The sequence below is a fragment of the Curtobacterium sp. USHLN213 genome (assembly GCF_037144815.1).
In the GTDB taxonomy this organism is placed as follows: Bacteria; Actinomycetota; Actinomycetes; order Actinomycetales; family Microbacteriaceae; genus Curtobacterium.
The window spans coordinates 139,768-163,475 of record NZ_JBBCYQ010000006.1 but is presented as its reverse complement, the minus strand read 5'-3'; the positions used below and the strand labels follow the sequence as shown (position 1 = coordinate 163,475).

General features: G+C 71.5%; 23 protein-coding genes. 7 read left to right on the top strand and 16 right to left on the bottom strand.

Going from position 1 to position 23,708, the window contains the following annotated elements; all coding sequences use genetic code 11:
• Window positions 1-8: 8 nt before the first annotated feature.
• Window positions 9-1,532, bottom strand: a complete 1,524-nt coding sequence (locus tag WFH25_RS10275) for a cryptochrome/photolyase family protein (RefSeq protein WP_336697583.1) — start codon at window positions 1,530-1,532, stop codon at window positions 9-11.
• Between the two features lie 164 nt (window positions 1,533-1,696).
• Between WFH25_RS10275 and WFH25_RS10270 the strand changes: the two genes are divergently transcribed.
• Window positions 1,697-2,566: an SDR family oxidoreductase gene (locus WFH25_RS10270; protein WP_336697582.1), complete on the top strand. Its 870-nt coding sequence runs from the start codon at window positions 1,697-1,699 to the stop codon at window positions 2,564-2,566.
• Window positions 2,567-2,725: 159 nt separating this feature from the next.
• Here the strand turns inward: WFH25_RS10270 and WFH25_RS10265 are convergent, their stop codons facing one another.
• The 5 genes from WFH25_RS10265 to WFH25_RS10245 all read right to left on the bottom strand — a co-directional run bounded on the left by WFH25_RS10265 (window position 2,726) and on the right by WFH25_RS10245 (window position 6,072).
• Window positions 2,726-3,253, bottom strand: a complete 528-nt coding sequence (locus tag WFH25_RS10265; protein WP_336697581.1) for a hypothetical protein — start codon at window positions 3,251-3,253, stop codon at window positions 2,726-2,728.
• A 1-nt stretch (window position 3,254) separates the two neighbouring features.
• Window positions 3,255-3,899: a signal peptidase I gene (locus WFH25_RS10260; RefSeq protein ID WP_092386607.1), complete on the bottom strand. Its 645-nt coding sequence runs from the start codon at window positions 3,897-3,899 to the stop codon at window positions 3,255-3,257.
• The gene (locus WFH25_RS10255) at window positions 3,896-4,789 is read right to left on the bottom strand and encodes a hypothetical protein (RefSeq protein ID WP_071295597.1); all 894 of its coding nucleotides are present in this window, start codon (window positions 4,787-4,789) and stop codon (window positions 3,896-3,898) included. The genes WFH25_RS10260 and WFH25_RS10255 overlap by 4 nt, the downstream gene beginning before the upstream one ends.
• Window positions 4,786-5,382: a TasA family protein gene (locus WFH25_RS10250; RefSeq protein WP_092386151.1), complete on the bottom strand. Its 597-nt coding sequence runs from the start codon at window positions 5,380-5,382 to the stop codon at window positions 4,786-4,788. The genes WFH25_RS10255 and WFH25_RS10250 overlap by 4 nt, the downstream gene beginning before the upstream one ends.
• Before the next feature lie 135 nt (window positions 5,383-5,517).
• The gene (locus tag WFH25_RS10245) at window positions 5,518-6,072 is read right to left on the bottom strand and encodes an alternate-type signal peptide domain-containing protein (RefSeq protein ID WP_070419449.1); all 555 of its coding nucleotides are present in this window, start codon (window positions 6,070-6,072) and stop codon (window positions 5,518-5,520) included.
• 345 nt (window positions 6,073-6,417) lie between these two features.
• On the opposite strand from WFH25_RS10245, the gene pnuC reads away from it, so the two are divergent.
• Window positions 6,418-7,083, top strand: coding sequence for a nicotinamide riboside transporter PnuC (gene pnuC / locus WFH25_RS10240; protein ID WP_070418223.1), 666 nt, complete (start codon window positions 6,418-6,420; stop codon window positions 7,081-7,083).
• 56 nt (window positions 7,084-7,139) lie between these two features.
• On the top strand, window positions 7,140-7,772 hold the full coding sequence (locus tag WFH25_RS10235; protein ID WP_070418224.1) for a TetR/AcrR family transcriptional regulator: 633 nt from the start codon (window positions 7,140-7,142) through the stop codon (window positions 7,770-7,772).
• A 22-nt stretch (window positions 7,773-7,794) separates the two neighbouring features.
• On the opposite strand, the gene WFH25_RS10230 is transcribed toward WFH25_RS10235, so the two are convergent.
• The 6 genes from WFH25_RS10230 to WFH25_RS10205 form a co-directional block, all read right to left on the bottom strand.
• The gene (locus WFH25_RS10230; protein ID WP_070418225.1) at window positions 7,795-9,015 is read right to left on the bottom strand and encodes an ABC transporter permease; all 1,221 of its coding nucleotides are present in this window, start codon (window positions 9,013-9,015) and stop codon (window positions 7,795-7,797) included.
• Complete coding sequence (locus WFH25_RS10225; protein WP_070418226.1) at window positions 9,012-9,959, bottom strand: ABC transporter ATP-binding protein; 948 nt, start codon at window positions 9,957-9,959, stop codon at window positions 9,012-9,014. Before WFH25_RS10225 ends, WFH25_RS10230 begins: the two co-directional genes overlap by 4 nt.
• A 127-nt stretch (window positions 9,960-10,086) precedes the next feature.
• Window positions 10,087-11,757 (bottom strand): glycoside hydrolase family 13 protein, encoded by a 1,671-nt coding sequence (locus WFH25_RS10220; protein ID WP_336697580.1) that lies wholly within the window; start codon window positions 11,755-11,757, stop codon window positions 10,087-10,089.
• A gap of 35 nt (window positions 11,758-11,792) precedes the next feature.
• Complete coding sequence (locus tag WFH25_RS10215) at window positions 11,793-12,698, bottom strand: carbohydrate ABC transporter permease (RefSeq protein WP_070418228.1); 906 nt, start codon at window positions 12,696-12,698, stop codon at window positions 11,793-11,795.
• Window positions 12,698-13,666, bottom strand: coding sequence for a carbohydrate ABC transporter permease (locus WFH25_RS10210; protein WP_442892407.1), 969 nt, complete (start codon window positions 13,664-13,666; stop codon window positions 12,698-12,700). The genes WFH25_RS10215 and WFH25_RS10210 overlap by 1 nt, the downstream gene beginning before the upstream one ends.
• Before the next feature lie 10 nt (window positions 13,667-13,676).
• Window positions 13,677-14,975, bottom strand: a complete 1,299-nt coding sequence (locus WFH25_RS10205) for an ABC transporter substrate-binding protein (RefSeq protein ID WP_336697579.1) — start codon at window positions 14,973-14,975, stop codon at window positions 13,677-13,679.
• 133 nt (window positions 14,976-15,108) lie between these two features.
• Here WFH25_RS10205 and WFH25_RS10200 point away from each other — a divergent pair, with 133 nt between their 5' ends.
• Genes WFH25_RS10200 through WFH25_RS10190 form a run of 3 tightly spaced genes read left to right on the top strand, consistent with a single transcriptional unit; the run spans window position 15,109 to window position 17,645 of the window.
• Window positions 15,109-16,284 carry an ROK family protein gene (locus WFH25_RS10200; protein WP_336697578.1) on the top strand — a complete coding sequence of 392 codons (1,176 nt, stop codon included), beginning with the start codon at window positions 15,109-15,111 and terminating at the stop codon, window positions 16,282-16,284.
• Window positions 16,285-16,327: 43 nt separating this feature from the next.
• Window positions 16,328-16,867 carry an RNA polymerase sigma factor gene (locus WFH25_RS10195; RefSeq protein ID WP_083295452.1) on the top strand — a complete coding sequence of 180 codons (540 nt, stop codon included), beginning with the start codon at window positions 16,328-16,330 and terminating at the stop codon, window positions 16,865-16,867.
• Entirely contained in the window at window positions 16,857-17,645 is a 789-nt protein-coding gene (locus WFH25_RS10190) for a hypothetical protein (protein WP_336697577.1), read from the top strand. Before WFH25_RS10195 ends, WFH25_RS10190 begins: the two co-directional genes overlap by 11 nt.
• Before the next feature lie 56 nt (window positions 17,646-17,701).
• Here WFH25_RS10190 and WFH25_RS10185 read toward each other — a convergent pair whose 3' ends face one another.
• On the bottom strand, window positions 17,702-18,061 hold the full coding sequence (locus WFH25_RS10185) for a hypothetical protein (RefSeq protein WP_336697576.1): 360 nt from the start codon (window positions 18,059-18,061) through the stop codon (window positions 17,702-17,704).
• Between the two features lie 57 nt (window positions 18,062-18,118).
• On the opposite strand from WFH25_RS10185, the gene WFH25_RS10180 reads away from it, so the two are divergent.
• Complete coding sequence (locus tag WFH25_RS10180; protein ID WP_336697575.1) at window positions 18,119-18,652, top strand: hypothetical protein; 534 nt, start codon at window positions 18,119-18,121, stop codon at window positions 18,650-18,652.
• Window positions 18,653-18,815: 163 nt separating this feature from the next.
• Here WFH25_RS10180 and WFH25_RS10175 read toward each other — a convergent pair whose 3' ends face one another.
• From WFH25_RS10175 to WFH25_RS10165, 3 genes are all read right to left on the bottom strand, one after another.
• Complete coding sequence (locus WFH25_RS10175) at window positions 18,816-20,009, bottom strand: alpha-hydroxy acid oxidase (RefSeq protein WP_336697646.1); 1,194 nt, start codon at window positions 20,007-20,009, stop codon at window positions 18,816-18,818.
• A 128-nt stretch (window positions 20,010-20,137) separates the two neighbouring features.
• Window positions 20,138-21,613 (bottom strand): rhamnulokinase, encoded by a 1,476-nt coding sequence (locus WFH25_RS10170; RefSeq protein WP_336697574.1) that lies wholly within the window; start codon window positions 21,611-21,613, stop codon window positions 20,138-20,140.
• Window positions 21,614-21,635: 22 nt separating this feature from the next.
• Window positions 21,636-23,696 carry a bifunctional aldolase/short-chain dehydrogenase gene (locus tag WFH25_RS10165; protein ID WP_336697573.1) on the bottom strand — a complete coding sequence of 687 codons (2,061 nt, stop codon included), beginning with the start codon at window positions 23,694-23,696 and terminating at the stop codon, window positions 21,636-21,638.
• Window positions 23,697-23,708: the final 12 nt, after the last annotated feature.

The following is a 23,708-nucleotide window of genomic DNA, read 5'->3' as shown; positions in this document are numbered from 1 at the left end:
CGGGCGGGTCAGGGGGAGCCGCGCCGCGCCTCCTGGGCCACCACCTCGTCGAGGTCCGCCAGCTTCCGCATCTGCTGGAGCGGACGGGCCATCCGGTTGTTGTCCCGCAGGGCGGGCTCCGTCCGCGCGAGGAAGGCCCAGTAGCCGGCGGTGAACGGGCAGGCGTCCTCGCCGAGCCGCTTCGTCGGGTCGTAGCGGCACCCGCCGCAGTGGTCCGACATCCGGTCGATGTACCGACCACCGGACGCGTACGGCTTCGTCGCGACCAACCCGCCGTCGGCGTGCTGCGACATCCCGATGATGTTCGCGGGCATCACCCAGTCGGTCCCGTCGACGAACACGTCCGTGAACCACTCGGTGAGGTGCACGGGGTCGTACCCGCGCTGCAGCGCCCAGTTGCCCAGCACCATGAGCCGCTGGATGTGGTGCAGCCAGCCGTGGTCGTGCAGGCCCTCGATCGCGGTGCCGAGGCAGGCGGCCTCGACCCGGGACGCATCGAGCTCCCGCCACCACGGGGGGAGCCGCTCGTGCGCTCCGAGGGCGTTCTCCGACGCCCCGTAGTCGTCGCCGAACCACCAGTAGAGGTGCCAGACGTAGTCGCGCCACCCGGCGATCTGCCGGACGAACCCCTCGACGCTCGCGAGCGGGGCGTCGTCGTCGCGGTGGGCCACGAGTGCCGCCTCGATCGCATCGCGCGGGTCGAGGACACCGAGGTTCATCGGGACGCTGAGCAACGAGTGCGCCATCGTCCAGTCGTTCGTGAGCGTGGCGTCCTCGAACGGGCCGAAGTCGTTCAGCCGGGTGCGCACGAAGTCGTCGAGGGCGCTCTGGGCCTCGTCGGGCGTGACCGCGAAGCGCCGACGGTCGTCCGCACCGACGAAGCGGGCGATGCCGTCCCGCTCCCAGCGGTCCAGGTCGCGTCGGACCTCCTCGTCGACCTCGTCCTCCTCGGGCCACCACGGCTCCGGGAGTCCGAGCGTGGTCGCACCCTTCGGCGGCGACTCCCGGTTCTGCTCGTCGAGGCTGAACTTCCCGCCGACGGGCGCGTCCGAGCGCATCAGCCAGCCCTCGCGACGGCGGACCCGCTCGTAGAACGTCTCCATCCGGAAGCGGCCGGTGCCCTGCGCGGCCCACTCGGCGAACTCGTCCTCGTCGGTCACGAAACCGCGGCTCGGCAGCACCTCGGTGCCCCTGCCCCAGTGCCGCACCTGTGCGCGGAGCGTCCGCGACGGCGGGTCGACGACCTCGAGGTCGTCCCGGCCGACCAGCGCCTGCCGGAGCGTGTCGACCTGCACGTGCTCGACGCGGTCGCCCTCGCCCCGGTCGCGGAGGTCGCGGACCAGGTGCCGGAGCGCACTCAGCCACAGGTGCGCCTTCGCACGGTGCACGGGACGCGCGGTGAAGAACTCGCGGGCCTCGACCACGAGGAGCGGGCCGCCGTCGTCGAAGTCCGGGCCGTACTGTCCCGGCAGGATGAGGCGCCGGCGCCGCTCGGAGCGTCGGTCGGCCGGGGCGGTGCGCGCGTCCGTCATGCGGCGGACGGTACGCGAGCACGCGGGTGCGGGCCCGGCACGTCCCCCGACTCCACGGCGGTTCCGCGGGCGCGCCCTCCTGTGTAGGGTGGCGGACATGCAGTGCCGCTGAACCCGCTTCCGACTCCCTCCAGTGCCCCGTCGGGGCCGTCGAAAGGTTCAGCATGCCCGCATCCACCCTGCCCCTCGCCGGCAAGACCGCCCTCGTCACCGGTGTCTCACGACGCCGTGGCATCGGGTTCGCCGTCGCGTCGAAGCTCGCCGACCTCGGCGCGAGCATCGTCGTGCACCACCACCGCCCGCACGACCTCGACCTGCCGTGGGGCGGCGACGACCTGGACGCCGTCCGCGACGGACTGCGCGCACACCTCACCGAGGGCGCCCGGTTCGCGGACGTCCCCGGCGACCTGTCCGATCCCTCCGTGATCCCGGAGCTGATCGACACCGCGACGGCACTCACCGGCCGCCTCGACGTCCTTGTCTGCAACCACGCAAAGAGCGGGGACGACGGCAGCATCCTCGACATGACGCCGGAGCGGCTCACTGCCTTCTGGGAGGTCAACACCCGCGCGACGATGCTGCTGACCGCCGAGTTCGCCCGGCGCCGCGCACCACGGACGGACGAGCCACGACGGCCGGGGGACCGGATCGTGGGGACCGGCCCGTACGCCGAGGCACAGGGGCACGTGTTCTGGATGACCTCCGGGCAGATCCACGGGGCGATGATCGGCGAGGTCGCGTACGCCGCGAGCAAGGCCGCGCTCGCCGGGGTGACCGCCACGGTCGCCAAGGAGCTGCTCGAGCTCGGCATCGTGCTCAACACCGTCAACCCCGGGCCGGTGAACACGGGCTACATGGACCCGGAGACCACGGACCGGTCGCTCGACGGCCTCGACGAGTACCTGGCGAGCACGCCGTTCGGTCGCGTCGGGACGCCGCAGGACCCGGCCGAGCTCATCGGGTGGCTCGCGTCGTCCGCGGGCAGTTGGGTCGTCGGGCAGGTCCTCACGTCGGACGGCGGCTTCAGTCTGTGACGTGGCCACGGTCCTGACCCGGCCACGGTCGGACGGGAGGCGCGGTGCGGGCCGGCACCGCGCCTCCCGTCCGACGGCGGGTCCTGTCCACCGCGACGGGTCTCGTCCACCGCGACGGCGCGGGCGGACGCGTGGTGACGCCGCGTGGTCGTGCCGTGGTCAGTCGGTCGCGCCGCGTGGGGGATCGACCAGCAGCCCGACGCGGTCCGCCAGGTACGCCTCGAGCGGGACTGCAGCACCCGCGGTGGGGGACCACCGGACGAACGGGCCCCCGTCCGCGACGAAGAGCACGCCGTCCGAGCCGACGAGTGACCCGTCGACCGGGATCGGCGTCGCGCCGTGGTTCACGGTGTCCCCGGGCTCGAAGTGCCCCTTCTGCGCCGCTGCCCGGTAGGCCCGACGGACTTCGGCGGAGACGGACACGAACTGCGACCGCCCGGGTTCGGTGACGCGCGTGATCCGCCCGGTCGCCCAGACCCGGCCGTCGGTCTCGGGGGAGGACCCGAGCAGCAGCGCGCCGACCCGCCACACCCGGCCGAGCGATCGGATGGTGGGCTCGCGCCGGATGCCGAGCACGGCCTTCGGCTCGACGTACTCGCCGAGGGCCTCGTCCGGGACGTCGGCGTCGCGGAGCCGTCGCGCCGCGTCGTCGAGCAGCGCCCTCGCCCGTTCCACGCCGTCCGTCACGTCACCCGAGCGTAGCCCGGTGGGCGCCGCGACCGCGTGGCCCCCGTCCGTCGGCGTCGCCCGCGGCGCGTCGGCGACGCACGGCCGACACCGTTCCGATCGTGACCATGACGGCGCCGTACGCCAGCAGGACCCCGGCGATCGCGGGCACGAGCCACGAGCGCGACCCGTTGACGAGCTGGTTCACCAGGCCGATGTCCGGCAGGCTGTACCAGACGACGCCGCGCACCTGGGCAGCCGTCACCGGTGCGGGATCGGCGAGCGCGTTGTTGTCGCCCTTGAGCGTGAACGTCCGGGACCCGTCCGACGACGACGCGACCGAGACCACCCGGTGGCTGATGACCGCCGGCTGCCCGGAGGTGATCTGGTAGGTCACGACGTCGCCGATGCGGATGTCCTCGACGGGCGTCGGCCGGACGACGAGGAGCGTGCCGGGCGGCAGCGTCGGGTCCATCGACTGCGTGAGCACGGTGAGTGGTGTGGACCCGGTCGCCTTCGGCACGACGATGAGCACGACGGCGAGCCCGGCGACGATGACGAGCAGCCCGGTGCTCAGCCCGAGCGCGAGGGCGTGGACGACCGCACGCCAGCCGGTGCGCGGCGGGCGCCGGGCGCGCCGGGCAGCGCCGTCGGTGGCCGCGCTCATGCGCCGCACCGGACGGCTGCCCCGTCGTTCTGGGTGAAGAGGGTGATCTGCCCGGTCCCGACCACGGTGCTCGTGGGGTTGCCTGCGCTGTCGAGGATCTTCACGGTGATCAGCACCGGGCCGCTCGTGGCGACGCTCGCGGGGATCTGGCTCGGCGCGATGGTGAAGCGGCCGTAGTAGTCCTGCTGCTTCGGGGCGACCATCGTGGACGCGTCGCGCCCGGCGTAGGCGCCGTACCAGGTGTCCTTCGGACGGGACGAGGTGGCCCAGGCCACCTCGACGTAGTTGCCGCTGTGGTCCGTGCACGTGAGGGCGGGCGTGGCGGCGGAGGTGTTGAGGTAGAAGCCGCCGGACACGACGCCCGAGCTCCACGTGCCGGCCGTCACCGTGAGGTTCACGTTCACGTTCGCGGTGCTCGACGCCGGCGCGGACGAGGACGGCGTGCTGCGGGTGCACCAGACGGCACTCGCCCCGGCGGCGAGCTTCGTGGTGAGGCTCGGCAGCGACGCCCAGGTGCCGGAGACGGAGCCGGTGCCGACCGAGGTCGACGCCGTGCAGGCCGCGGTCCCGGTCACGGGCCACGCGACGACGCTCACGGCCTGTGCGAGGGCGGTCGAGCTGCCGGACACGACGGAGACGGTGGTGGTGGCGGTGCCGGCGAGCGACCCCGCGTTGGTCAGGGTGAGCGGCTTCGTCGTGCTCGTCACGCTCGAGGAGAACGTGGTCGTCATGTCGCTCGTGCCGGTGAGGGACGCCCCGGTCTTTCCGATGGTCACGCTCGAGGCGGTCGTCCCGGTCGCACTCCAGAGCGCCCACGCGGCGGACGACCCGCCGACGACGAACGCCAGCGCGAGCAGCCCGGCGAGCACGGTGCGGAGTCGGCGGCTCATGCGCTGACCTGCGTCCCGGTCACGGTCAGGGTGAAGTCGGTGACGGCCCCGGCGACGGTCTGCGGTGCGTCGGCGTCGAGGTCCATCTCGACGCACCCGACCGCGCTCGCGCCGGCCGCGAGGGTGAACGAGCCGCTGCCGGTGTCGAAGGCAGCGAGCCGTCCGCTCGCGCCGGACAGGCCGGTGCGGCAGTCGGCGGTGCTGCCGACCACCGCGAGGCGCAGGCTCAGCTCACCGAGCACCGCAGCCGGGGTCGCGTTCGTGGCGTAGGCGACGTTCGTCGAGGTGGTGGCGACCCGCATGGTGAGCGGGATCGAGCCGGTGTTGCGGACCGTGAACGTGCCGGTGACGCCGCCACCAGGACCGAGGACGGACGTGTTCATCGCGGAGAGCGGGCCGGTGGTGATGGTGGCGGTCGCGGACCGCACCGTCGAGGCCGAGGTGCTGGCGGTGCCGTTCCAGAGCGCGTAGGTGCCGCCCGTGCCGAGCAGCGCCGTCACGACCGCGACGACCAGGGCGAGGGCAGTGGGCCAGATCCACCGGTGACGACGCGGCGCCGCGTGGCGTCCGCTCGTCCTCGGTGTGCTGGTCATGTCCGTCCCCTGGTCGTCGTGGTGGTGTGCACCGCCGTCCGGCGGTGTGGGTGGGCCAGGAGGCGCGTGGTCGCGATCGGCGGATCAGGGACCCATCGAGACCACGGACTCCACGGCCCGGGTTGCTTCCGCGGGTCAGGAACCGATCGCGGTCTGGGTCAGCGTGAACGCGAGCGCGCCGACGTTGAGCGTGCCGCCCTGGCCCGTGGTGGCCGACGACGGCAGGGTGATCGTGAAGACGACCTTGACGGTCGAGGTCGCGGCCGAGGGGGAGACCACGAAGGTGTTCGCGTTCGCGGTCGACTGCACGACCGAGGCGCTCGACGAGGTCACCGCGAGGGTCTTCGTCGTCGCGGCGAGCAGGGCGCTGTCACCGGTGATGCTCTGGCTCGCGTAGGTGAGGTTCGCCTTGAGGTCCTGGCCGGTCGCACCGATCGTCAGGGTCTGCGTGAACTGGTACGAGTTGCCCGGCACCATGAGGGCGCTCGCCGGGTTGATCGTCGCCGAGCGGCCGTTCGTGATGTCCGTCCAGACGCCGTCGTTGTTCGCGCTGAGGGTCAGCGATCCCGAGCTCACCGAGGAGGCCGCCGTACTGGCGCTGGCGTTCCACAGGGCGAAGGTGCCCGCGCCGCCGAGGAGGAGGGCGACACCGGCGGCGCCGGCGATGGCACCGGTCACGATCTTGTGCATGAGGGGTCCGTTCTGCGCGTTCGGGCGCGCTGCGACCATCGGCAGTGCCGACGGGACGATGTCATCGACCCGTGGTTCGTGCGGGTCGCGGCTGACCTGTGCCGGAGAGCTGTCGCCGGGCTCCGCGACGTGACACGTCTCGGGCGGGCTGGACTCGCTCTGGTGTCGACGCTACCGGTCCCCCAAAGTGCGGACAAGTGGGAACATGCGTCTGAATGGACCCAGTACAGGGGTCATTTTCGTCCCCAAGAGTGCCGACACGGTTTGTACCCCGATCGGTCTCGGTCGTGCAAGGAATGCCGACCGCCCCCGTACCGTTGCACCGTCCGGAAACGAGGAGGGCCCATGGGCATCGTGCGGTGGCTGTTCGACGCGCAGCTCGTCATCGGCGACCAGACCGTGCTCTGGCGCGAGGTGATCGGCAACGTGTTCGGCCTGCTCAGCGCCCTCGGTGGGATGCGCCGCAAGGTGTGGGCCTGGCCGGTCGGCATCGTCGGCAACGCCCTGCTCTTCACGGTCTTCATGGGAGCGCTCTTCGACACCCCCAACCCGGTGAACCTGCTCGGTCAGGCCGGACGCCAGGTGATGTTCATCATCGTGAGCGTCTACGGCTGGTACCGCTGGACGCACCGTCCCGACGACGCGACGACCGTGATCGAGCCGCGCTGGGCCTCCTGGAAGGCCCGTGGACTGATGGTCCTCGTCATGGTGGGCGGCACCGCCGTCCTGACCCCGGTGTTCCGCGCCCTCGGCTCGTACGAGCCGGTGTGGAGCGACGCCTGGATCTTCGTCGGCTCGCTGCTCGCCACCTACGGCATGGCCAAGGGCTGGGTGGAGTTCTGGCTGATCTGGGTCGCGGTCGACCTGGTCGGTGTGCCGCTGCTGTTCTCGGCCGGGTACTACGCCTCCGGGCTCATGTACGTGTTCTACGGCGTCTTCACCCTGACCGGGTTCTTCGTCTGGATGCGCCAGCGCACGAAGCCCTCGGCGGCCCCGGTCACGGTCGGCTGACCGAGGCCCCCGCTCTGGGACGAGACAAACCCTCGGGAACAGTGTGTGATGGTCGGATGGCACACCACCACGACGCGGCCTTCGAGGACGAACAGTCCCTGGCCGAACGGATCGTCCGCGCCGCGATCCGCGCCTACCGACTGCACCCGTTCGACAGCGTCGACGCCGAGGTGGTCGCCGAGGTCGCCGGCATCGAGGTGACCACGGTGGAGCGGCTCTTCCCGACGTGGGACGCGCTGCTGCTCGTGACCTACGACCGGTGGACGCAGCTGCGCGGGACGCGTCGGAGGAACCCGCCGACGTGCACGATCGAGCACGTCCGGATGACCCTCGCCGAGGACGTCGCCGACCCCGGCCTCGTCCGGGTGCTCGCCGGTGCCATCACGATCGCGGCGGCCGACACCGGCTTCGCCGAGCTCTTCCGCAAGCGCTTCGAGGAGTACGCCGAGCAGCTCTCGTCCGGGCTCGAGCGCGACGTCGAGTCCGGGTCCGAGCGCCTGGCGATCCCCGCGTACCAGGCCGCGACGCAGCTGCTCGCGGTGTACGAGGGGCTGCAGATCCAGATGCTCGTGCGCCCGCACATCGACGTGCTCGTGGAGTTCGACCGTGCCGTCCGCACCCTCCGTCAGGGGTGGCGCGAACGCGAGGTGCGGGCGTGGGACCTCGACGAGGTCGTCCTCACCAGCTAGCCCGTCGGGCCGGTCAGGCCGGTCAGGCCCGCGACCGACGCCGCCACGACACGATCTGCCGGAGCGTCACCTTCGAGCCGTACTGCGCGACGGAGTGCCGGAACAGGTACTCGGCGAACCACAGCAGCACGGCCGCGACCACGAACACCTCGACGATGCAGACCACCGACTCGGTGACGGTGAGCGACCCGACCGCGTTCCGGACCATCGCGGTGATCGGTGTGAACGTCGGGAAGTACGTGAAGAACGACGCCACCGGCGAGGTCGGCGTCGTCATCACGAAGAACGCCGCGTAGAGCGGGATGATGAGCGAGAAGATCGCCACCGACTGCAGCGCCGAGGCGTCCTTGATCGAGGGCACAGCAGCCCCGACCGCGACGAACAGCGCCGACGCCAGCAGGACCCCGCCGACGAGGAGCAGCGCACCGACCACCATCCGCCAGGGGTCGATGGTCAGCCCGCCGAGTCGTGACGCCACGAGGGGGAGCGCGGCGAGCAGCCCGATCAGCCCCGGGACGACGAACACCCCGACCTGGACGAACCCGACGAGCAGCATCGCGATGACCTTGCCGCGGATGAGGTCGCCGGCCGTGACGGTCGTGAGGATCATCTCGGAGATGCGGTTCTCCTTCTCCTCGACCACCACCGTGACCATGCGGGTGGCGAGCAGGATGACGAGCCCGAAGAACGCGGCGACGTAGAGGAACGGCGGCACGATCGACAACCAGCCCGGCGCCACCCGGCCGTCCGCGTAGGTCGTCAGGTCGGTGTCCGGCGGGTTCCGGAGGAGTTCGACGGACTCCGGGTCGTCGACGGTCGCGGCGACGCTCTGCTCGAGGACCCGCTCCGCCAGCGAGGAGTACCCGCCGTTCCCGAAGAGCCCGCGGTCGGCTGCCTCGACCCGGATCGGCGACGTCGACGGCGACTCGGGGAAGGTGATGAACGCGTCGAGGGTCCCGGAGCGCACCGCGGCCCGGTCCGCCGCGGGGTCGGTCGACGGCGACCCGCCCCACTTCGCGGCGACGCTCTCGGACACCAGGCCGGAGTCGTCCACGTACCGGAAGGGCGTCTTCGTCGCGGACGAGCTGGACACCACCGAGTCGGTCCCGGCGGACTGCCCGACCCCGACGAGGAGCGACACCACCACGATGACGACCGGCAGCGCCAGCGTGCCGATCCAGAACGCGGGCTTCTTCACCGCACGCACGAACTCGAACCGGATGACGGTCCCGAGGCGGCTCACGCGGCGGCTCCGGCCCGAGCGGTGTCGGCGGCCGCGTCGGCTCCGGCGTCGTGGCCGTACACCTGGACGAAGATCTCGTCGAGCGGGATGCGCCGCATCTCGAACCCGGTGACGTGCACGCCGGCCGAGACGAGCGACGCGAGGATGTCCGACCCGTCGGCCGCGGCCGCGGGCATCGGCACGAGGTAGGCGACGTGCCCCTCGTGCCGGGCGAGGCGGTAGAGCGGCGACGGCGGCACCGGCCCGTCGAGGCCGACCCGGGCGACCGCGCCCCCGAAGGCGTCCTGCACGTCGGGGATGGTGCCGTACGCGGCCGCGGTGCCGTCCTTCAGGAGCAGGATGCGGTCGCAGAGCCGCTCGACCTCGTCCATGTGGTGGGTGACGAGGACGACCGTGGCACCGTCGGCCTTCCGCTCGTCGACGAGGTCCAGCAGCAACCGACGGTTGACCGGGTCGAGGCCCTTCGTCGGCTCGTCGAGGATGAGCAGGCGGGGCCGGTCCATGATCGTGATGCCGAGCTGGACCTTCTGCTGCTGCCCGCCGGAGAGCTTGTCCACCCGGAGCTTCGCCCGGTCCGCCAGGCCGACGCGGGCGAGGTAGTCCATGCTCCACGCCGTCGCCTCGGGCCCGCGCAGGCCGCGGAGCCGCCCGAAGTACGTCATCACGTCGATGACCGACTCCTTGCGGTACAGGCCGCGTTCCTCGGGCAGGTAGCCGATCCCGCCGGTGGCCGGTCGGTAGGGCTGCCCGTCGATCGTGAGGGTGCCGGCGGTCGGGGTGGTGATGCCGAGCAGCGCACGGATGGTCGTGGTCTTGCCCGAGCCGTTGCTGCCGAGCAGGCCGAAGGTCTCGCCGGGGGCGATGTCGAACGACAGCCCGTCGACCACGTTCCGGTCCCCGAACCGCATCACGAAGTCCTGCACGCTGATGGTCGCCCCGCTCATGCCGCGACCCTACCGGCAGCGCCTGACGGCGCTCGGGCGTGACCGCCTGACGGACGGGAGGCGCGGTGCCTGCCCGCACCGCGCCTCCCGTCCGTCACCTGGTCGCGTCCACGACGCGCACCTTCCGTCAGGAACGCAACCAGGCCGTCCCCACACCCGACAGTGCGCCGTCTGCCACCGGCGCGGAGGCGAGCAGCAGCTCGCCCGCAGGGAGGTCGTACGGCTCGTCGCCGAACACCGTCACGCTCGTCCAGCCGTTCGGCCGGCGGAACGCGAGCACGTCGTCGCGGCCGGTCTCGAGCCACTCGAGGTGTTCCTCGGACTGCAGCTGGCCGCGCAGGCCGAGCGCCCTCCGGTACAGGTTCAGCGTCGAGTCGGGGTCGGCGTCCTCGGCCTCGACCGACACATCGGCGAACCACGCCGGCTGCGGCAGGTGCGCACCGCCGTCGCCGAACCCGAAGCTCCTGCCGTTCCGGGTCCAGGGGAGCGGCACGCGGCAGCCGTCACGGCCGACGTCGACTCCCGGGTTCCGGAAGAACGCCGGGTCCTGGCGGTCGGCTTCGGGGATGTCGCCGACCTCCTGCAGGCCGAGCTCCTCGCCCTGGTAGAGGTAGGCCGAGCCGGGCAGCGCGAGTTCGAGCAGCGTCGCCGCGGTGGCACGGCGCAGTCCGAGCGAGCGGTCGAGCGCGTCCTGCGAGCCGCCGGCGAGCAGCCACGCGCTGCCCTGCTTCTCCTCGGCGCCGTTGCGTGCCGGCAGTGCGTAGCGGGTGGCGTGCCGGACGACGTCGTGGTTCGAGAAGACCCACGTGGTCGACGAGCCGGACTCCTCGGCGAGCCCGAGGTTGAACTCGATGATGCTCCGGAACTGCCCGGCGTCGAAGTCGGCCTCGAGCAGGTCGAAGTTGAACGCCTGCCCGAGCCCCTCGGCGCTGGCGTACCGGGCGCGGCGGTCGGCGGCGACCCACGCCTCGGCGACGGCCGTGCGTGCGGGCGTGTACTCGTCGAAGACCTTCCGCCACTCGGCGTAGATCTCGTGGACGTCGTCGCGGTCCCAGAGGATGTGCGAGCCGTCCTTCGGCGACGCGAGGACCTCGGCCCACGTCGGGAGCGGTCCCGACGGCAGGTCCTTCGCCAGGCCGTGCGCGACGTCGATGCGGAAGCCGTCCACGCCGCGGTCGGACCAGAAGCGGAGGGTGTGCAGGAAGTCGTCGCGGACCTCGCGGTTCGCCCAGTTGAGGTCGGGCTGTTCCTTCGCGAAGTTGTGCAGGTACCACTGGCCGTCGCCGACCGCGGTCCAGGCCGGGCCGCCGAAGATCGACACCCAGTCGGCAGGGGCGCCCTCGCCGGACGGCCCCGTGCCGTCGCGGAACACGTAGCGGTCGCGTGCCGGGCTGCCCTTCGGGGACGCCAGGGCCTCGCGGAACCACTCGTGCCGGTCGCTCGTGTGGTTCGGGACGACGTCGACGATCACGCGGATCCCGGCACCGTGCAGCGCCGCGACCATCTCGTCGAAGTCCTCGAGCGTGCCGAGGCGCGGGTCGACGTCACGGTAGTCGTCCACGTCGTAGCCGCCGTCGGCGAGGGCGGACGGGTAGAACGGGCTGAGCCAGACGGCCTCGACCCCGAGGGACGCCAGGTACGGCACCTTCGCGGTGACACCGGGCAGGTCGCCGACGCCGTCGCCGTTCGCGTCGGCGAAGGACCGCGGGTAGATCTGGTAGACGCTGGCCTGGCGCCACCAGGTGCTGCTCCCGTCCTCGGTCGCGGGTGCGGCGGCGGTCTCGACGACGTCGGTCATGGTGGGGGTCCTCTCGGTTGCGGAGTCGGTGGTCGTCACTTGATCGCGCCCTGCGTGACCCCGGCCATCACCCAGCGCTGCGTGAACAGGTAGACGATGATCGCCGGCGCCATCGCCATCAGGTACGAGGCGAACGACACGTTGTAGTTGTTGCTGAACTGCGTCTGGAACATCTGCTGCAGCACCGGCAGGGTCTGCAGCGCCGGGTTCGAGGTGATCAGCGACGGCATCACGAAGTCGTTCCAGGACGCGAGGAACGCGAAGATGCCGACGGTGGCGCTCATCGGTGCCAGCAGCGGGAACACGAGTCGCCAGAACACCTGCCCCGTGCTCGCACCGTCGATGCGGGCACTCTCCTCCAGTTCGGCCGGGATCGACCGCAGGAACGCGGTGAAGAGCAGCACGCTGAACGACAGCTGGAACATGACGTGCAGGATCGCGACGCCGAACGGGTTGTCGAGGTGCGCCAAGCCGGTGAGCTTCACCTGCGACAGCGCGAGCACCGGGAACGGCAGGAACATCGCGGCGAGCAGGTAGAAGAACGACCAGCGGAAGAGCCGGCGGTCCCAGTTCCGGGCGATCGCGTACGCCGTGAACGAGGCGAGCAGGATCGTGCCGACGACGGTGATCGCGGCGACGAGCACCGAGACGCCGAACGCGCGCGGGAAGTCCGTCAGCTGCCAGGCCTGCACGAAGCCGTCGACGCTGAACGGAGCCGGGAGGGAGAACGCGTTGCCGTCGACCGCCTGGCTCGTCGTCTTGAACGCCATCGTGATCGTCACGTACAGCGGGACGAGGACGGACAGGGTGCAGAGGACGAGGACGACCGTGACCGGCCAGTTGAAGCGCTCGCCACGACGGCCGGCGTTCCGATCGGCGTCGACGGAGCGGATGGTGCCGGTCGCGGTGGTCCCCGGCTGGAGGGGTGCCTGGATGGTCATCAGAGCGCTGCCTTCCCGCGGGTCGCCCGCAGCTGGATCACGGCGATGACGACCGCGATGACGAAGAAGATCGTGGCGTTCGCCATCTGGTAGGCGTAGTCGCCGCCGTTGAAGCCCTTGAAGATCGACATCGCGACGCTGGTGGTCGAGGTGCCGGGGCCGCCGTCGGTGAGGCCGACGATGATGTCGTACGAGTTCAGGAAGTTCTTGAACCCGATCACGAGGTTGATGAGGATGTAGCCCGCCGTGAGCGGTGCCGTGATCGACACGAGCTGCCGCCAGGCGCTCGCGCCGTCGAGCGCCGACGCCTCGTACACCTCGGCCGGGATCGAGAGCACGCCGGCGATGTAGATGAGCAGTGTCGACGGGATCGCCTGCCACGCGGTCACGACCACGATCGCGATCCACGCCAGGTCCGGGTTCGCGAGGATGCTCTGCTCGAGCGGCGCGAAGCCGAGCGTGGTCGCGAGCGCCGGCAGGCTGTTCGCGAACAGGAACGAGAACACGTAGGCGATGACGATGCCCGAGATCACCATGGGCAGCACGAACACGGCGCGGAGGGTGATCTTGCCGCGGACCTTCGAGGTCAGGGCGATGGCGAGCAGGAACGCGACCGCGTTCACGACGAGGACCGTGACGAGCGAGAACCCGATCGTGAACAGGTACGCCTGCAGGATCGCCGGGTCGCTGAACACGGCGACGTAGTTCGTCAGGCCGATGAACCGGAAGTCACCGAAGCCGACGGAGTCGGTGAAGCTCAACACGATGCCCATCACGGCGGGGAGCGTGATCGCCAGGGTGAAGAGCAGGAGGGTGGGGATCAGGAAGACCAGGAAGAGCGGGTCGGTCCGGCTGCGCTTCGTGCGCAGTCCGGCTCCGCTTCGTCGTCCGGACTGGAGGCGCGGTGCGGCTCCGCCCCGTCGGCGGCTGCCCGCCGTCGTGACGGATTCTGTGGTCGTGGTGGCCAAGGTCGTCTCCTTACGCGGCCGTACGGAGCGCGAGACGCGCCCAGTCGCCGTCGAGGGTGCGGAGTTGGGGAGCGGGGGCACCGCCGAAGGCGATGGACTGCAGGTAGTTCGCCACCGGGATCTCGGCGGGGATGAGCTGCGAGGCGCCCAGGGAGAACTTCGCCTGGTCGTAGGAGGCCTGCATGCCGCGGAGCGCGGGGTTCGACGCGGGTGGCGAGTCCTTCCGGACGCCGAAACCGTTGTTGTCGGCGTTGTACTTGTCGTTCACGGCGGGGCTCATCAGGAACGACAGGAACTCGCGCGCCGCCTCCTTCTTGCGGGACGCCTCCGGGATCCAGAGGCCGAGGTCGACGTTCACGCGCACCTTGTTGTCGGCGGCGTCGTCGGTCGCCGGGAACGGGAACGTGCCGAGGTCGATGTCCTTGTTCGACTTCGCGATCTCACCGAGCGCCCACGGCCCCTGCAGGTACATCGCGGCCTTCCCCTGCGCGAACGCGAGGTTGCCGTCGCCGTACCCGCGGCTCGCCGCGCCCTTCTGGTGCCACTGCAGGAGGTCCACCATGCGGTCGACGGGGGCGGCGAAGTCCTTCTCGAACGAGACGCTCGAGCTCGTGCCCACCTTCGTGCCCTCGCGGTCGAGTGCCGCGAACGTCTGCTGCAGGTCGAGCATCCCGCCCACCGAGTAGTCGAACATGCCCTGGGCGATCGTCCAGTTGTCCTTGTACGTGCCGTACATCGGCGTGATGCCGGCCTTGGTGAGTCGTTCGCAGACGTCGCGGAACTCGCTCCACGTGGTCGGCACGTCGATGCCCTGGTCGGCGAAGATCTGCTTGTTGTAGATCACCGACGCTGCGGTCACCGAGTACGGCAGCACGCTCGTCCGACCCGGGTAGTCCGCGGTCTGCTTCATGAGCGGCCACAGGTCGGGGTTGATCGTGTCCCTCTCCGGCAGGTCCGACAGGTCGGAGAGGGCGCCGTGCTCGACGAACGAGACCATCGCGTAGTTGTAGTTCAGGCAGCCGAGGTCCGGCGGTCGGTTCCGGACGAAGTTGGCGGACATGTTGGACGTCGAGTCGCGGATGACGCGGATCCTCGACTGGCTGTCGTGGAACTTCGCGATGACCTCGTCGAAGTAGCCGATGACCTCGGGCTTCGACACGTAGAACGTGATCGTCTCGGGGCGGCTGCTCGAGGAACCGAGCGGGGCACACCCGGCGAGGGCCAGGCCCGCTCCGATGCCGCCCGCCCCGAGCAGGAACCCGCGGCGGCTGAGCGCGGCGGCGTTCCTGGTGGTGGCGTGTGTCTGCACGTCGTCTCCGTCCGTCCGGACCCGGCGTCCCTGCCGTTCCGGTTCGCGGTCCGGCTCCACTGCCGCCCGCAGAACTAAATCTAGCGACAAAATCTAATTCTGCAAGGAACTGTTTCCGCGGTAGTGTGCGGGCATGCCGCCGCCCCGTGGAACGAGCGCAGAGACGCTGCTCGCGTACGCCTTCTCCGTGCGCGCGTTCACCGCGACCGAGGCGATCGACACGACCGGTCTGACCCGTTCCACCGTCCTCGCCGCGTGCGAGGAGCTCGTCCGCCTCGGTTGGGTCCGCGAACTCGACGACGCCCGGGCCGCGGGGGAGTACCGCATCGGCCGTCCGGCGCGCCGGTACGAGCTCGACACCGCCGGCGGCGTGGTCGTCGGCATCGACGCCGGGCAGCACCGGGTGACCGTGCTCGTCGCCGATCTGCGCGGCACCGTGCTCGGCCGTGCCGAAGGGGCCCTCGGCGACTCCGGTCTCGACGTCCCGGTCCGGCTCGGGGTCGTCGGCGAGACCGTCGCCGCCGCACTCCTCGACGCCGGGGTCGACCCGCTGCGGGTGCTCGTGTCCGTCGTCGGCATACCCGCCCCCGTGGACGCCGGCGGCGCGTCACCGGGCGACGGCGGGTTCTGGGACCGGATGAACCCGGGCTTCGCCGATGCCGTCCCGGGGCACCGGGTCGTGGTCGAGAACGACGCCAACCTCGCCGCGCTCGCCGAACGGCCGTCCTCGGGCGACGCCTCGTTCGCAGCGCTGCTGTCCGGCGAGCGGTTCGGCAGCGGACTCGTCGTCGACGGGGTCCTGCTCCGGGGTGCCCACGGCGGCGCGGGGGAGATGCGCGTGCTCGACCTCGTCGAGGGTGTCGGGTCGCCCGACGGCATCGGTGCCACCGCTCGCCGGCTCGTCGCCGAAGCGCTCGCCGCGGGCGACGTCCCGCCGGACAGCCCCCTCGCCGCGGACGCCGACGCCTCCGTCCTGTTCCGCGCGGCGCACGACGGGGACCCGGTCGCCCTCGGCATCGTCGACCGCCTCGGGGACCGGTTGGCCCGCGTCTGCGTCCTGCTCGTCAGCCTGCTCGACATCGACCGCGTGGTCGTCGCGGGGGCCATCGCCGAGCCCGCCGGTGCCGTGATCGACCGGGCGCGGGCCTGGCTCGACGGCGCGGGGTTCGACCCGGTCCCCGAGATCGTCGCGTCGACGCTGGGTGCCGACGTCGTCGTGCTCGGTGCGGTCGCGCACGCGGTCGACGCGGTCCGGGCGGCGCCGTTGTCCTTCGCCCTCACGACACGCCCGGCTGTCCCCGCGCTGTGACGATCGGACCGGTCCGGACACTGCTGGGGTGAAGGGGGTGGTCATGGACCGATCACGAGAACCGGACACAGCACTGGTCCGGGCGGCGGGGAACGGCGACCGGGCAGCGGGCGTCGCGCTCTTCGACCGCTACGTGGCGACGGTGACCCGGTACGCCTGGGCGCTCGTCCCGTCGCGCCAGGACGTCGAGGAGGTCGTCCAGGACACGTTCGTGACGCTCTGGCGACGGGCGGCTTCCATCGAGCTCCCCGACGAGTCGATCCTGCCGTGGCTGCTGGTGGTCAGCCGCAACCACGCGGCGAACCTCCGGCGCACGCACCAGCGGCACCAGGGCGACGAACTGCCGGACGACCTGCCGGCACCGGTCGAGGACGACGACGCCCGCGACCGGCTGCGCTGGGTCAGAGCCGAGATCGACGCGCTCTCGCCGATCGACCGGCAGGTGTGCGAGCTGTGCCTCATCGACGGCCGTTCGTACGCCGAAGCCGCGACTGCGCTCGGGTTGAGCGTCGGAGCGGTCAGACAGCGGGTCGCGCGATCGCGGGCCCGGATCAAGAAGGCGGTGACGCACGATGAGCTCTGAACCTCCCGTCGGAGACGACCTGCAGCAGATGATCGTCGGCATGCGCCAGCGCTTCGTCGCACACCTCGACGCCGAACCCCGTCGGGTCTCCGTCCGCAAGCGTGTCGGGATCGCCGTCGCGATCGTGGCGCTGCTCGGTGTCGGCACCGCGAGTGGAGCGGTCGCGCTCGGGATGATCCCGAGTCCGATCGCCGCGCCGCCGGCTCCGAGCGCCTCGAGTCCCGCAGCCGTGCCGCGGTCGGACCGGACGGCCTCGTCGGCTCCCATCCGTCCGACCACCCGGCCGTCCTCGCCGACGTCCGGTGGTGTCGCGGCATCGATCCCGGACTCGTGCGCGGCGGCGGTGCCGTCAGCCGATTCCGCGCGGCTGTTCGGCCAGCGGAAGGTCGAGCAGATCCGACCCGTCGCACCCGGCGGAGTCGGATCGGACTACTGGGTCGACCCGGACGAGCCGTTCGTCGCCGACGCGGCCCTCGTCTGCCGGTGGTCCCAGACCGGGAGCCCGGAAGAATCGGACAACCTCTTCCTCGCGATGGGGTCGACCGCGGAAGGGACCCTCGACGAGCGACTCAGCGCACACGAGCAGGCGGGTTGGTCGTGCTCCGATCGGCTCGGTGGGCGGGCCTGTCAGCACAGCGAGTCGTCGGACTACTACGGCGACCCGCTGGAGACCAACCACACGTTCTTCGTCCGGGGGGACACGTGGATCTCGGTGACGCAGACCAACACGCCCACGGACGGGCTGCTCGAGGTGCTGGTCCGGCAGACGTGGCGGTGAGACGGAGGTGACGGGGCACTGGAACCACGACACGCACTTCCACGGGCGCTCCTCGGTCACCTGGCGCCGTCCGCGCTGATCGTCACCGGCAGGCTCGCGCCGGACCCGTCGCCGTCGTGGCTGCTCACGTCGAGGACGGCGTCGCCCACCGGCAGGGCGTCGGGCAGGTCGAAGCGCCCGGCGACCGTGAACTGCTCGCCCTGCGGGGTCGGCCGCCCGAGCAGCACCGGGTCGCCGGTGGACGCGGGCGTGATGGTCACCGTGACGTCGTCGGACGCACGGAACGTGCCGCCGCCGTCCTCGCAGTCGCGGGAGAGCCAGTCGGCGTGCAGGTCGACCGTGCCGCCGGGGCGCAGGTCCGAGTCGCCGAGGTCGATCGACGTCCCGGCGCAGGATGCGGCGGCTCCGCTCTGCACGCCACAACCCCCACCTCCGGGCGGTCCATCGGGTCACGATCTCGGTACGTTCGGGGTGTGGGGAACGAACGATCAGCTGAACAGACCGAGCCGGAGCACGACCCGTACGCCCGGCGCCCGGGCTACGTCACCGCCATCGACGGCCGGACCGACCGGGTCACGACTGCGGCGGCGGTCGGCGCGGGCGTCGGCCTCGTCACGTCCTGGGTGCTCGGCTTCTTCCAAGCGCCCGAATGGGTCGTGTGGGCGGGAGCCATCGCCGTCGGTGTGACGACGTGGCTGCTGCTGCGCGCTCGACAACGTCGCCGCGACCGAAGTGAAGGCCGCGCGCCCGGCGCCGTCGCCCGTGCCCGCGACCGTGCGATCGCCGACGCGAACGGCGGCCGACGCTTCTTCGTCGCCCCGAACCCGGTCATCCTGATCGTGATGGGCGGGATCTTCATCGCGCTCGCCGTCGGCACGCTCGGGCTCGGGAGCATGTCGGTCCTCACCGTGATCCGGACGATCGTCCTGGTCGGCGGTGGCGCGTACTTCGTCGTCCAGGGCATCGGGACCCTCGTCGTGCGCCGCCGCTCGCCCGACCCCCGCTGACCCGCGCCGCCGCCTCGTCGGCGCCTCGTCGGCGCCGAACCACGAATCCGACATCGAACCAGCGGCGCTGCCTGGTTCGAAGTCGGATTCGTGGTTCGACACCCACGTCGGCCAGGTCGGCCACGTCGGCCGCGACGGACCGCCGGCGTGACCGCCGCGCCGGTCAGCCCCGCGCGACCGGCGTCAACCGCTGCAACTGCGTCACGTGCCCCGGCTCGAGCTCGTCGAGCGAGGCCACCCCGAGCAGCCGCATCGTCCGCTCGATCTGCTCGGACAGGATCTGGATCATCCGGTCGACCCCGGCCTCGCCACCCGCCATCAGGCCGTACAGGTACGCCCGACCGACCATCGTGAACTTCGCACCGAGGGCCACCGCGGCGACGATGTCGGCGCCGGACATGATGCCCGTGTCGAGGTGCACCTCGGTGTCCTTGCCGACCTCGCGGACGACGGAGGGGAGCAGGTGGAACGGGACGGGAGCGCGGTCGAGCTGCCGGCCGCCGTGGTTCGACAGCGTGATCCCGTCGACGCCCATGTCCGCCAGGCGCTTCGCGTCCGCCAGTGACTGCACGCCCTTGACGACGACCTTGCCCTTCCACTGCGACCGGATCCACTCGAGGTCCTCGTAGGTGACGGTCGGGTCGAACATGTGGTCGAGGAGCTCGCCGACGGTGCCGGACCAGCGGTCGAGCGACGCGAACGCCAACGGCTCGGTGGTGAGGAAGTCGAACCACCACCAGGGCCGCGGGATCGCGTTCAGCACGGTGCGGGCGCTCAGCTGCGGCGGGATGGAGAACCCGTTGCGCTTGTCCCGCAGCCGGGCACCGGCGACGGGCACGTCCACGGTGACGAGCAGCGTGTCGAACCCGGCCTTCTCGGCGCGGGAGACGAGCGCCATCGACTTCTCGCGGTCCTTCCACATGTAGAGCTGGAACCAGTTGCGGCCCGCCGGGTTGGCGTCGCGGACGTCCTCGATCGCGGTGGTCCCCATCGTGGAGAGCGAGAACGGGATGCCGGCACGGCCCGCTGCCTGGGCTCCGGCGCGCTCGCCCTCGGTCTGCATCATGCGCGTGAAACCGGTCGGGGCGATGCCGAACGGGTATGCGACGGGCGCACCGAGCACGTCGCGCGACGTGTCGACCTTCGAGACGTCGCGCAGGATCGCGGGGGTGAACTCGATGTCCTCGAACGCCTGGCGGGCACGGGCGAGGGAGATCTCGGCCTCGGCGGCGCCCTCGGTGTAGTCGAACGCGGCCTTCGGCGTGCGCCGGGCGGCGATGTCGCGCAGGTCCCAGATCGTCAGCGCCGACTCCAGACGCTGTCGCCGACCCGGCAGCGACGGCTTCTTGAACTGCATGAGCGGCGCGAGGTCGCGCACGGTCGGCAGCTGCCGCTTGATCGGAGTACGCCGGGCCGACGGCGCCCCGGGGGTCGCTGCCGGAGCGCCCGTCGCGGGGTCGACGCGGTGCTGGTCATCGGTCGAGGTCATACAGACATCCTACGTCTCGGGGCGGATCGGTGGGTGGAGTGGTCGGCTCGCGGGGTGTAGCGCACGGGTTCGACGGAACGGGCGATCGTCGAGCGCAGGGCCTCGAGTGAGGCGCCACCGAGGCCGCCGAGCCCGACGGCCCGCGCCTGCACGAGGACGTTGCCGAGCGCGGTCGCCTCGACCGGTCCGGCGAGCACGGGGAGCCCGGTGCGGTCGGCGGTGAGCTGGCAGAGGAGCCGGTTCTGCGATCCCCCGCCGACGACGTGCACCTGTCGGACGTCTCGGCCCGTGACGGCGACGATCGTCTCGAGGGTCGAGGCGTACGCCGAGGCGAGCGACTCGAGGATCGACCGCACGGTCTCGGCCCGCGATGCCGGGGCGGCGAGTCCGTGTGCACCGCACCAGGCGGCGATCCGTGCCGGCATGTCACCCGGCGCGGTGAACGTGTCGTCCGCGACGTCGAAGACGGGGACCGGGGCGGTGACGTCCGCTGCGGAGGCGAGCAGCGCCTCCAGGTCGACGCGCTCGCCACCGCGCTCCCAGGTGCGCACGCTCTCGGAGAGCAGCCACAGCCCGGACACGTTCTTCAGGAACCGGACGCGTCCGTCGACGCCTCCCTCGTTGGTGCAGTTGGCCTCGCGAGCCGCGTCCGACAGGACGGGTGCGTCGAGCTCGACGCCGACGAGCGACCAGGTGCCGGACGAGATGTACGCGAAGTCCGGGTCGGTGGCCGGTACCGCCACCACGGCCGAGGCCGTGTCGTGGGAGCCGACGAGCGTGACCGGCGCGGTGCCGCCGACCGCCTCGGCGACGGCGGGCAGCAGGGGACCGAGTCGGTCGCCCGGGTCGCGCAGGGTGGGCAGGAGTCCGCTCGGGAGGCGCGCAGCAGCCCGCAACGCCGGGTCCCACCCGCGGGTGGTCGCGTTCAGGACCCCGGTCGTCGAGGCGTTCGTGCGCTCGGCCGCCTCGACGCCGGTCAGCCAGTAGCCGAGCAGGTCGGGCACGAGCAGCGCCCGTTGCGCGAGCTGCAGGGACGGGTCGGCGGCGAACTGGAACAGGGTGTTGAACGGCAGGTGCTGCAGGCCGTTCCGGGCGTACAGCTCGGCGGCGGAGAGCCGCTCGTGCACGGTCGCGACGCCGCCTTCGTGTCGTGCGTCGCGGTAGTGGGACGGCAGCCCGAGCAGCCGCCCGCCGCGGAGCAGCCCGTAGTCGACCGCCCACGAGTCGATGCCGATGCTGGCGATGTCCGGGTTCCGGGCGAAGGCGTCGCCGAGGCCCACGGTGACCTGCCGGTACAGCTCGACGACGTCCCAGTGCAGGGCTTCGCGGTCGCCCTCGTGGAGTGCGACCGGGCCGTTGGGGAACCGGGCGACGTGCTCCATCCGGACGCCGTCGGTGTCGACGTGGCCGACGATCACCCGCCCGCTCGTGGCGCCGAGGTCGACCGCGGCGACGCTGCCGCTGTTCGTCACGCTGCTCCCTCTGTCCCGGACATCAGCGCAGGAACGCTGCCGCGACACCGGCGTCCACGGGGACGTGCAGGCCGGTCGTATGCGAGAAGTCGTCCGTGCAGATGGCGTACACGGCGTTGGCGACGTTCTCGGGCACGACCTCGCGCTTGAGGATCGTGCGCTGGGCGTAGAACTTGCCGAGGTCCTGTTCCTCGATGCCGTACGTCTTCGCCCGGTTCGCACCCCAGCCGGACGCGAAGATGCCCGAGCCACGGACGACGCCGTCGGGGTTGATGCCGTTGACGCGCACCCCGTGCTCACCGAGTTCGGCCGCCAGCAGCCGGACCTGGTGCGCCTGGTCGGCCTTGGTCGCCGAGTAGGCGATGTTGTTCGGACCGGCGAACACCGAGTTCTTCGACGAGATGTACACGATGTCGCCGCCGAGGCCCTGCTCGATGAGGACCTTCGCGGCCGCCTTCGACACCAGGAAGGAGCCCTTCGCCATGACGTCGTGCTGCAGGTCCCAGTCCTGCTCGGTGGTCTCGAGCAGGCTCTTGCTGAGGCTCAGCCCGGCGTTGTTCACGACGAGGTCGAGGCCGCCGAAGTGCAGGAGCGTCTGCTGGATCGCGTGGTCGATCGCGCCGGCGTCCGTCACGTTCGCGGCGACGCCGATCGCCGTGTCGGTGTTCCCGATCTCGGCCGCGGCCTCCTGCGCCTTGGCGAGGTCGAGGTCCGCGATGACGACCGCGGCACCCTCGGCCGCCAGGCGCTTCGCGATGGCCTTGCCGATGCCGCTCGCGGCTCCGGTGACGAGGGCGATGCGCGTGGCGAGCTTCTTCGGTGCGGGCATCCGCTGGAGCTTCGCCTCCTCGAGGGCCCAGTACTCGATGCGGAACTTCTCGGCCTCGTCGATGGGGGCGTACGTGCTGAGGGACTCCGCGCCGCGCATGACGTTGATCGCGTTCACGTAGAACTCGCCGGCGACGCGGGCGGTCTGGGCGTCCTTGCCGTAGGAGAACATGCCGATGCCCGGGACGAGCACGATGAGCGGGTCGGCGCCGCGGATCGCCGGGCTCGTCTCGTCGGCGTGCCGGTCGTAGTAGGCCTGGTAGTCGACGCGGTACTGCTCGTGGAGCTCGTGCAGGCGGGCGGTCTGCTCCTCGACCGTCGCCGTGGCGGGCAGGTCGAGGATGAGCGGCTTCACCTTGGTGCGGAGGAAGTGGTCCGGGCAGCTCGTCCCGAGGGCCGCGAGCTCCTCGGCCCGTGACGACGCGAGGAAGTCGAGCACGACGTCGCTGTCGGTGAAGTGACCCACCACCGGCTTGTCGTGCCCGGCGATGCCCCGGATCGTCGGGGCGAGGGCTGCGGCGCGCTCGCGGCGTTCGTCCGTCGGCAGCGCCTCGAAGCCGGGGCGGACGGGACCGAACGGCTGGTCCTTCCCGTGTTCGGCGATGAAGGCCTCTGCCGTGTCGATGATCCAGCGGGAGTTCGCCTCGGCCTCGGCGCTGGTGTCGCCCCAGGCGGTGATGCCGTGGCCGCCGAGGATCGTGCCGATCGCCGCGGGGTGGTCCCGCTTGACCGCTGCGATGTCGAGCCCGAGCTGGAACCCCGGTCGGCGCCACGGCACCCAGACCACCTTGTCGCCGAAGACCTGCTCGGTCAGGGCCGGGCCGTCGGCGGCGGTCGCGATGGCGATGCCGGCGTCGGGGTGCAGGTGGTCGACGTGCGCGGCGTCGACGAGGGCGTGCATCGCGGTGTCGATGGAGGGTGCTGCCCCACCGCGACCGAACAGGGTGTGGTCGAACGCGGCGACCATCTCGTCCTCGCGCTCCACGCCGGGGTAGACGTCCTGCAGGGCGCGGACGCGGTCGACGCGCAGGACAGCGAGGCCCGCCGGGGTGAGGGTGCCGAGGTCGCCCCCGGAGCCCTTCACCCAGAGCAGCTCCACCGGTTCGCCCGTGACCGGGTCGGTGTCGGTGCCCTTGGCGGAGGTGTTCCCGCCCGCGTAGTTCGTGATCCGCGGATCCGAGCCGAGCGCGTTCGAACGGGCGACGAGCGCACTGATCGTCGTGTCTGCGTCGGTGCCGTGCGTTGCGGGGTCCACCCGTGCCTCCAG

What these genes read in the sequence shown, in the direction of transcription:
- WFH25_RS10275 (WP_336697583.1), bottom strand. Translation starts at nt 1,532, where the DNA reads ATGACGGACGCGCGCACCGCCCCGGCCGACCGACGCTCCGAGCGGCGC.
- WFH25_RS10270 (WP_336697582.1), top strand. Translation starts at nt 1,697, where the DNA reads ATGCCCGCATCCACCCTGCCCCTCGCCGGCAAGACCGCCCTCGTCACC.
- WFH25_RS10260 (WP_092386607.1), bottom strand. Translation starts at nt 3,899, where the DNA reads ATGAGCGCGGCCACCGACGGCGCTGCCCGGCGCGCCCGGCGCCCGCCG.
- WFH25_RS10255 (WP_071295597.1), bottom strand. Translation starts at nt 4,789, where the DNA reads ATGAGCCGCCGACTCCGCACCGTGCTCGCCGGGCTGCTCGCGCTGGCG.
- WFH25_RS10250 (WP_092386151.1), bottom strand. Translation starts at nt 5,382, where the DNA reads ATGACCAGCACACCGAGGACGAGCGGACGCCACGCGGCGCCGCGTCGT.
- WFH25_RS10245 (WP_070419449.1), bottom strand. Translation starts at nt 6,072, where the DNA reads ATGCACAAGATCGTGACCGGTGCCATCGCCGGCGCCGCCGGTGTCGCC.
- pnuC (WP_070418223.1), top strand. Translation starts at nt 6,418, where the DNA reads ATGGGCATCGTGCGGTGGCTGTTCGACGCGCAGCTCGTCATCGGCGAC.
- WFH25_RS10235 (WP_070418224.1), top strand. Translation starts at nt 7,140, where the DNA reads ATGGCACACCACCACGACGCGGCCTTCGAGGACGAACAGTCCCTGGCC.
- WFH25_RS10225 (WP_070418226.1), bottom strand. Translation starts at nt 9,959, where the DNA reads ATGAGCGGGGCGACCATCAGCGTGCAGGACTTCGTGATGCGGTTCGGG.
- WFH25_RS10220 (WP_336697580.1), bottom strand. Translation starts at nt 11,757, where the DNA reads ATGACCGACGTCGTCGAGACCGCCGCCGCACCCGCGACCGAGGACGGG.
- WFH25_RS10215 (WP_070418228.1), bottom strand. Translation starts at nt 12,698, where the DNA reads ATGACCATCCAGGCACCCCTCCAGCCGGGGACCACCGCGACCGGCACC.
- WFH25_RS10200 (WP_336697578.1), top strand. Translation starts at nt 15,109, where the DNA reads ATGCCGCCGCCCCGTGGAACGAGCGCAGAGACGCTGCTCGCGTACGCC.
- WFH25_RS10195 (WP_083295452.1), top strand. Translation starts at nt 16,328, where the DNA reads ATGGACCGATCACGAGAACCGGACACAGCACTGGTCCGGGCGGCGGGG.
- WFH25_RS10190 (WP_336697577.1), top strand. Translation starts at nt 16,857, where the DNA reads ATGAGCTCTGAACCTCCCGTCGGAGACGACCTGCAGCAGATGATCGTC.
- WFH25_RS10175 (WP_336697646.1), bottom strand. Translation starts at nt 20,009, where the DNA reads ATGCAGTTCAAGAAGCCGTCGCTGCCGGGTCGGCGACAGCGTCTGGAG.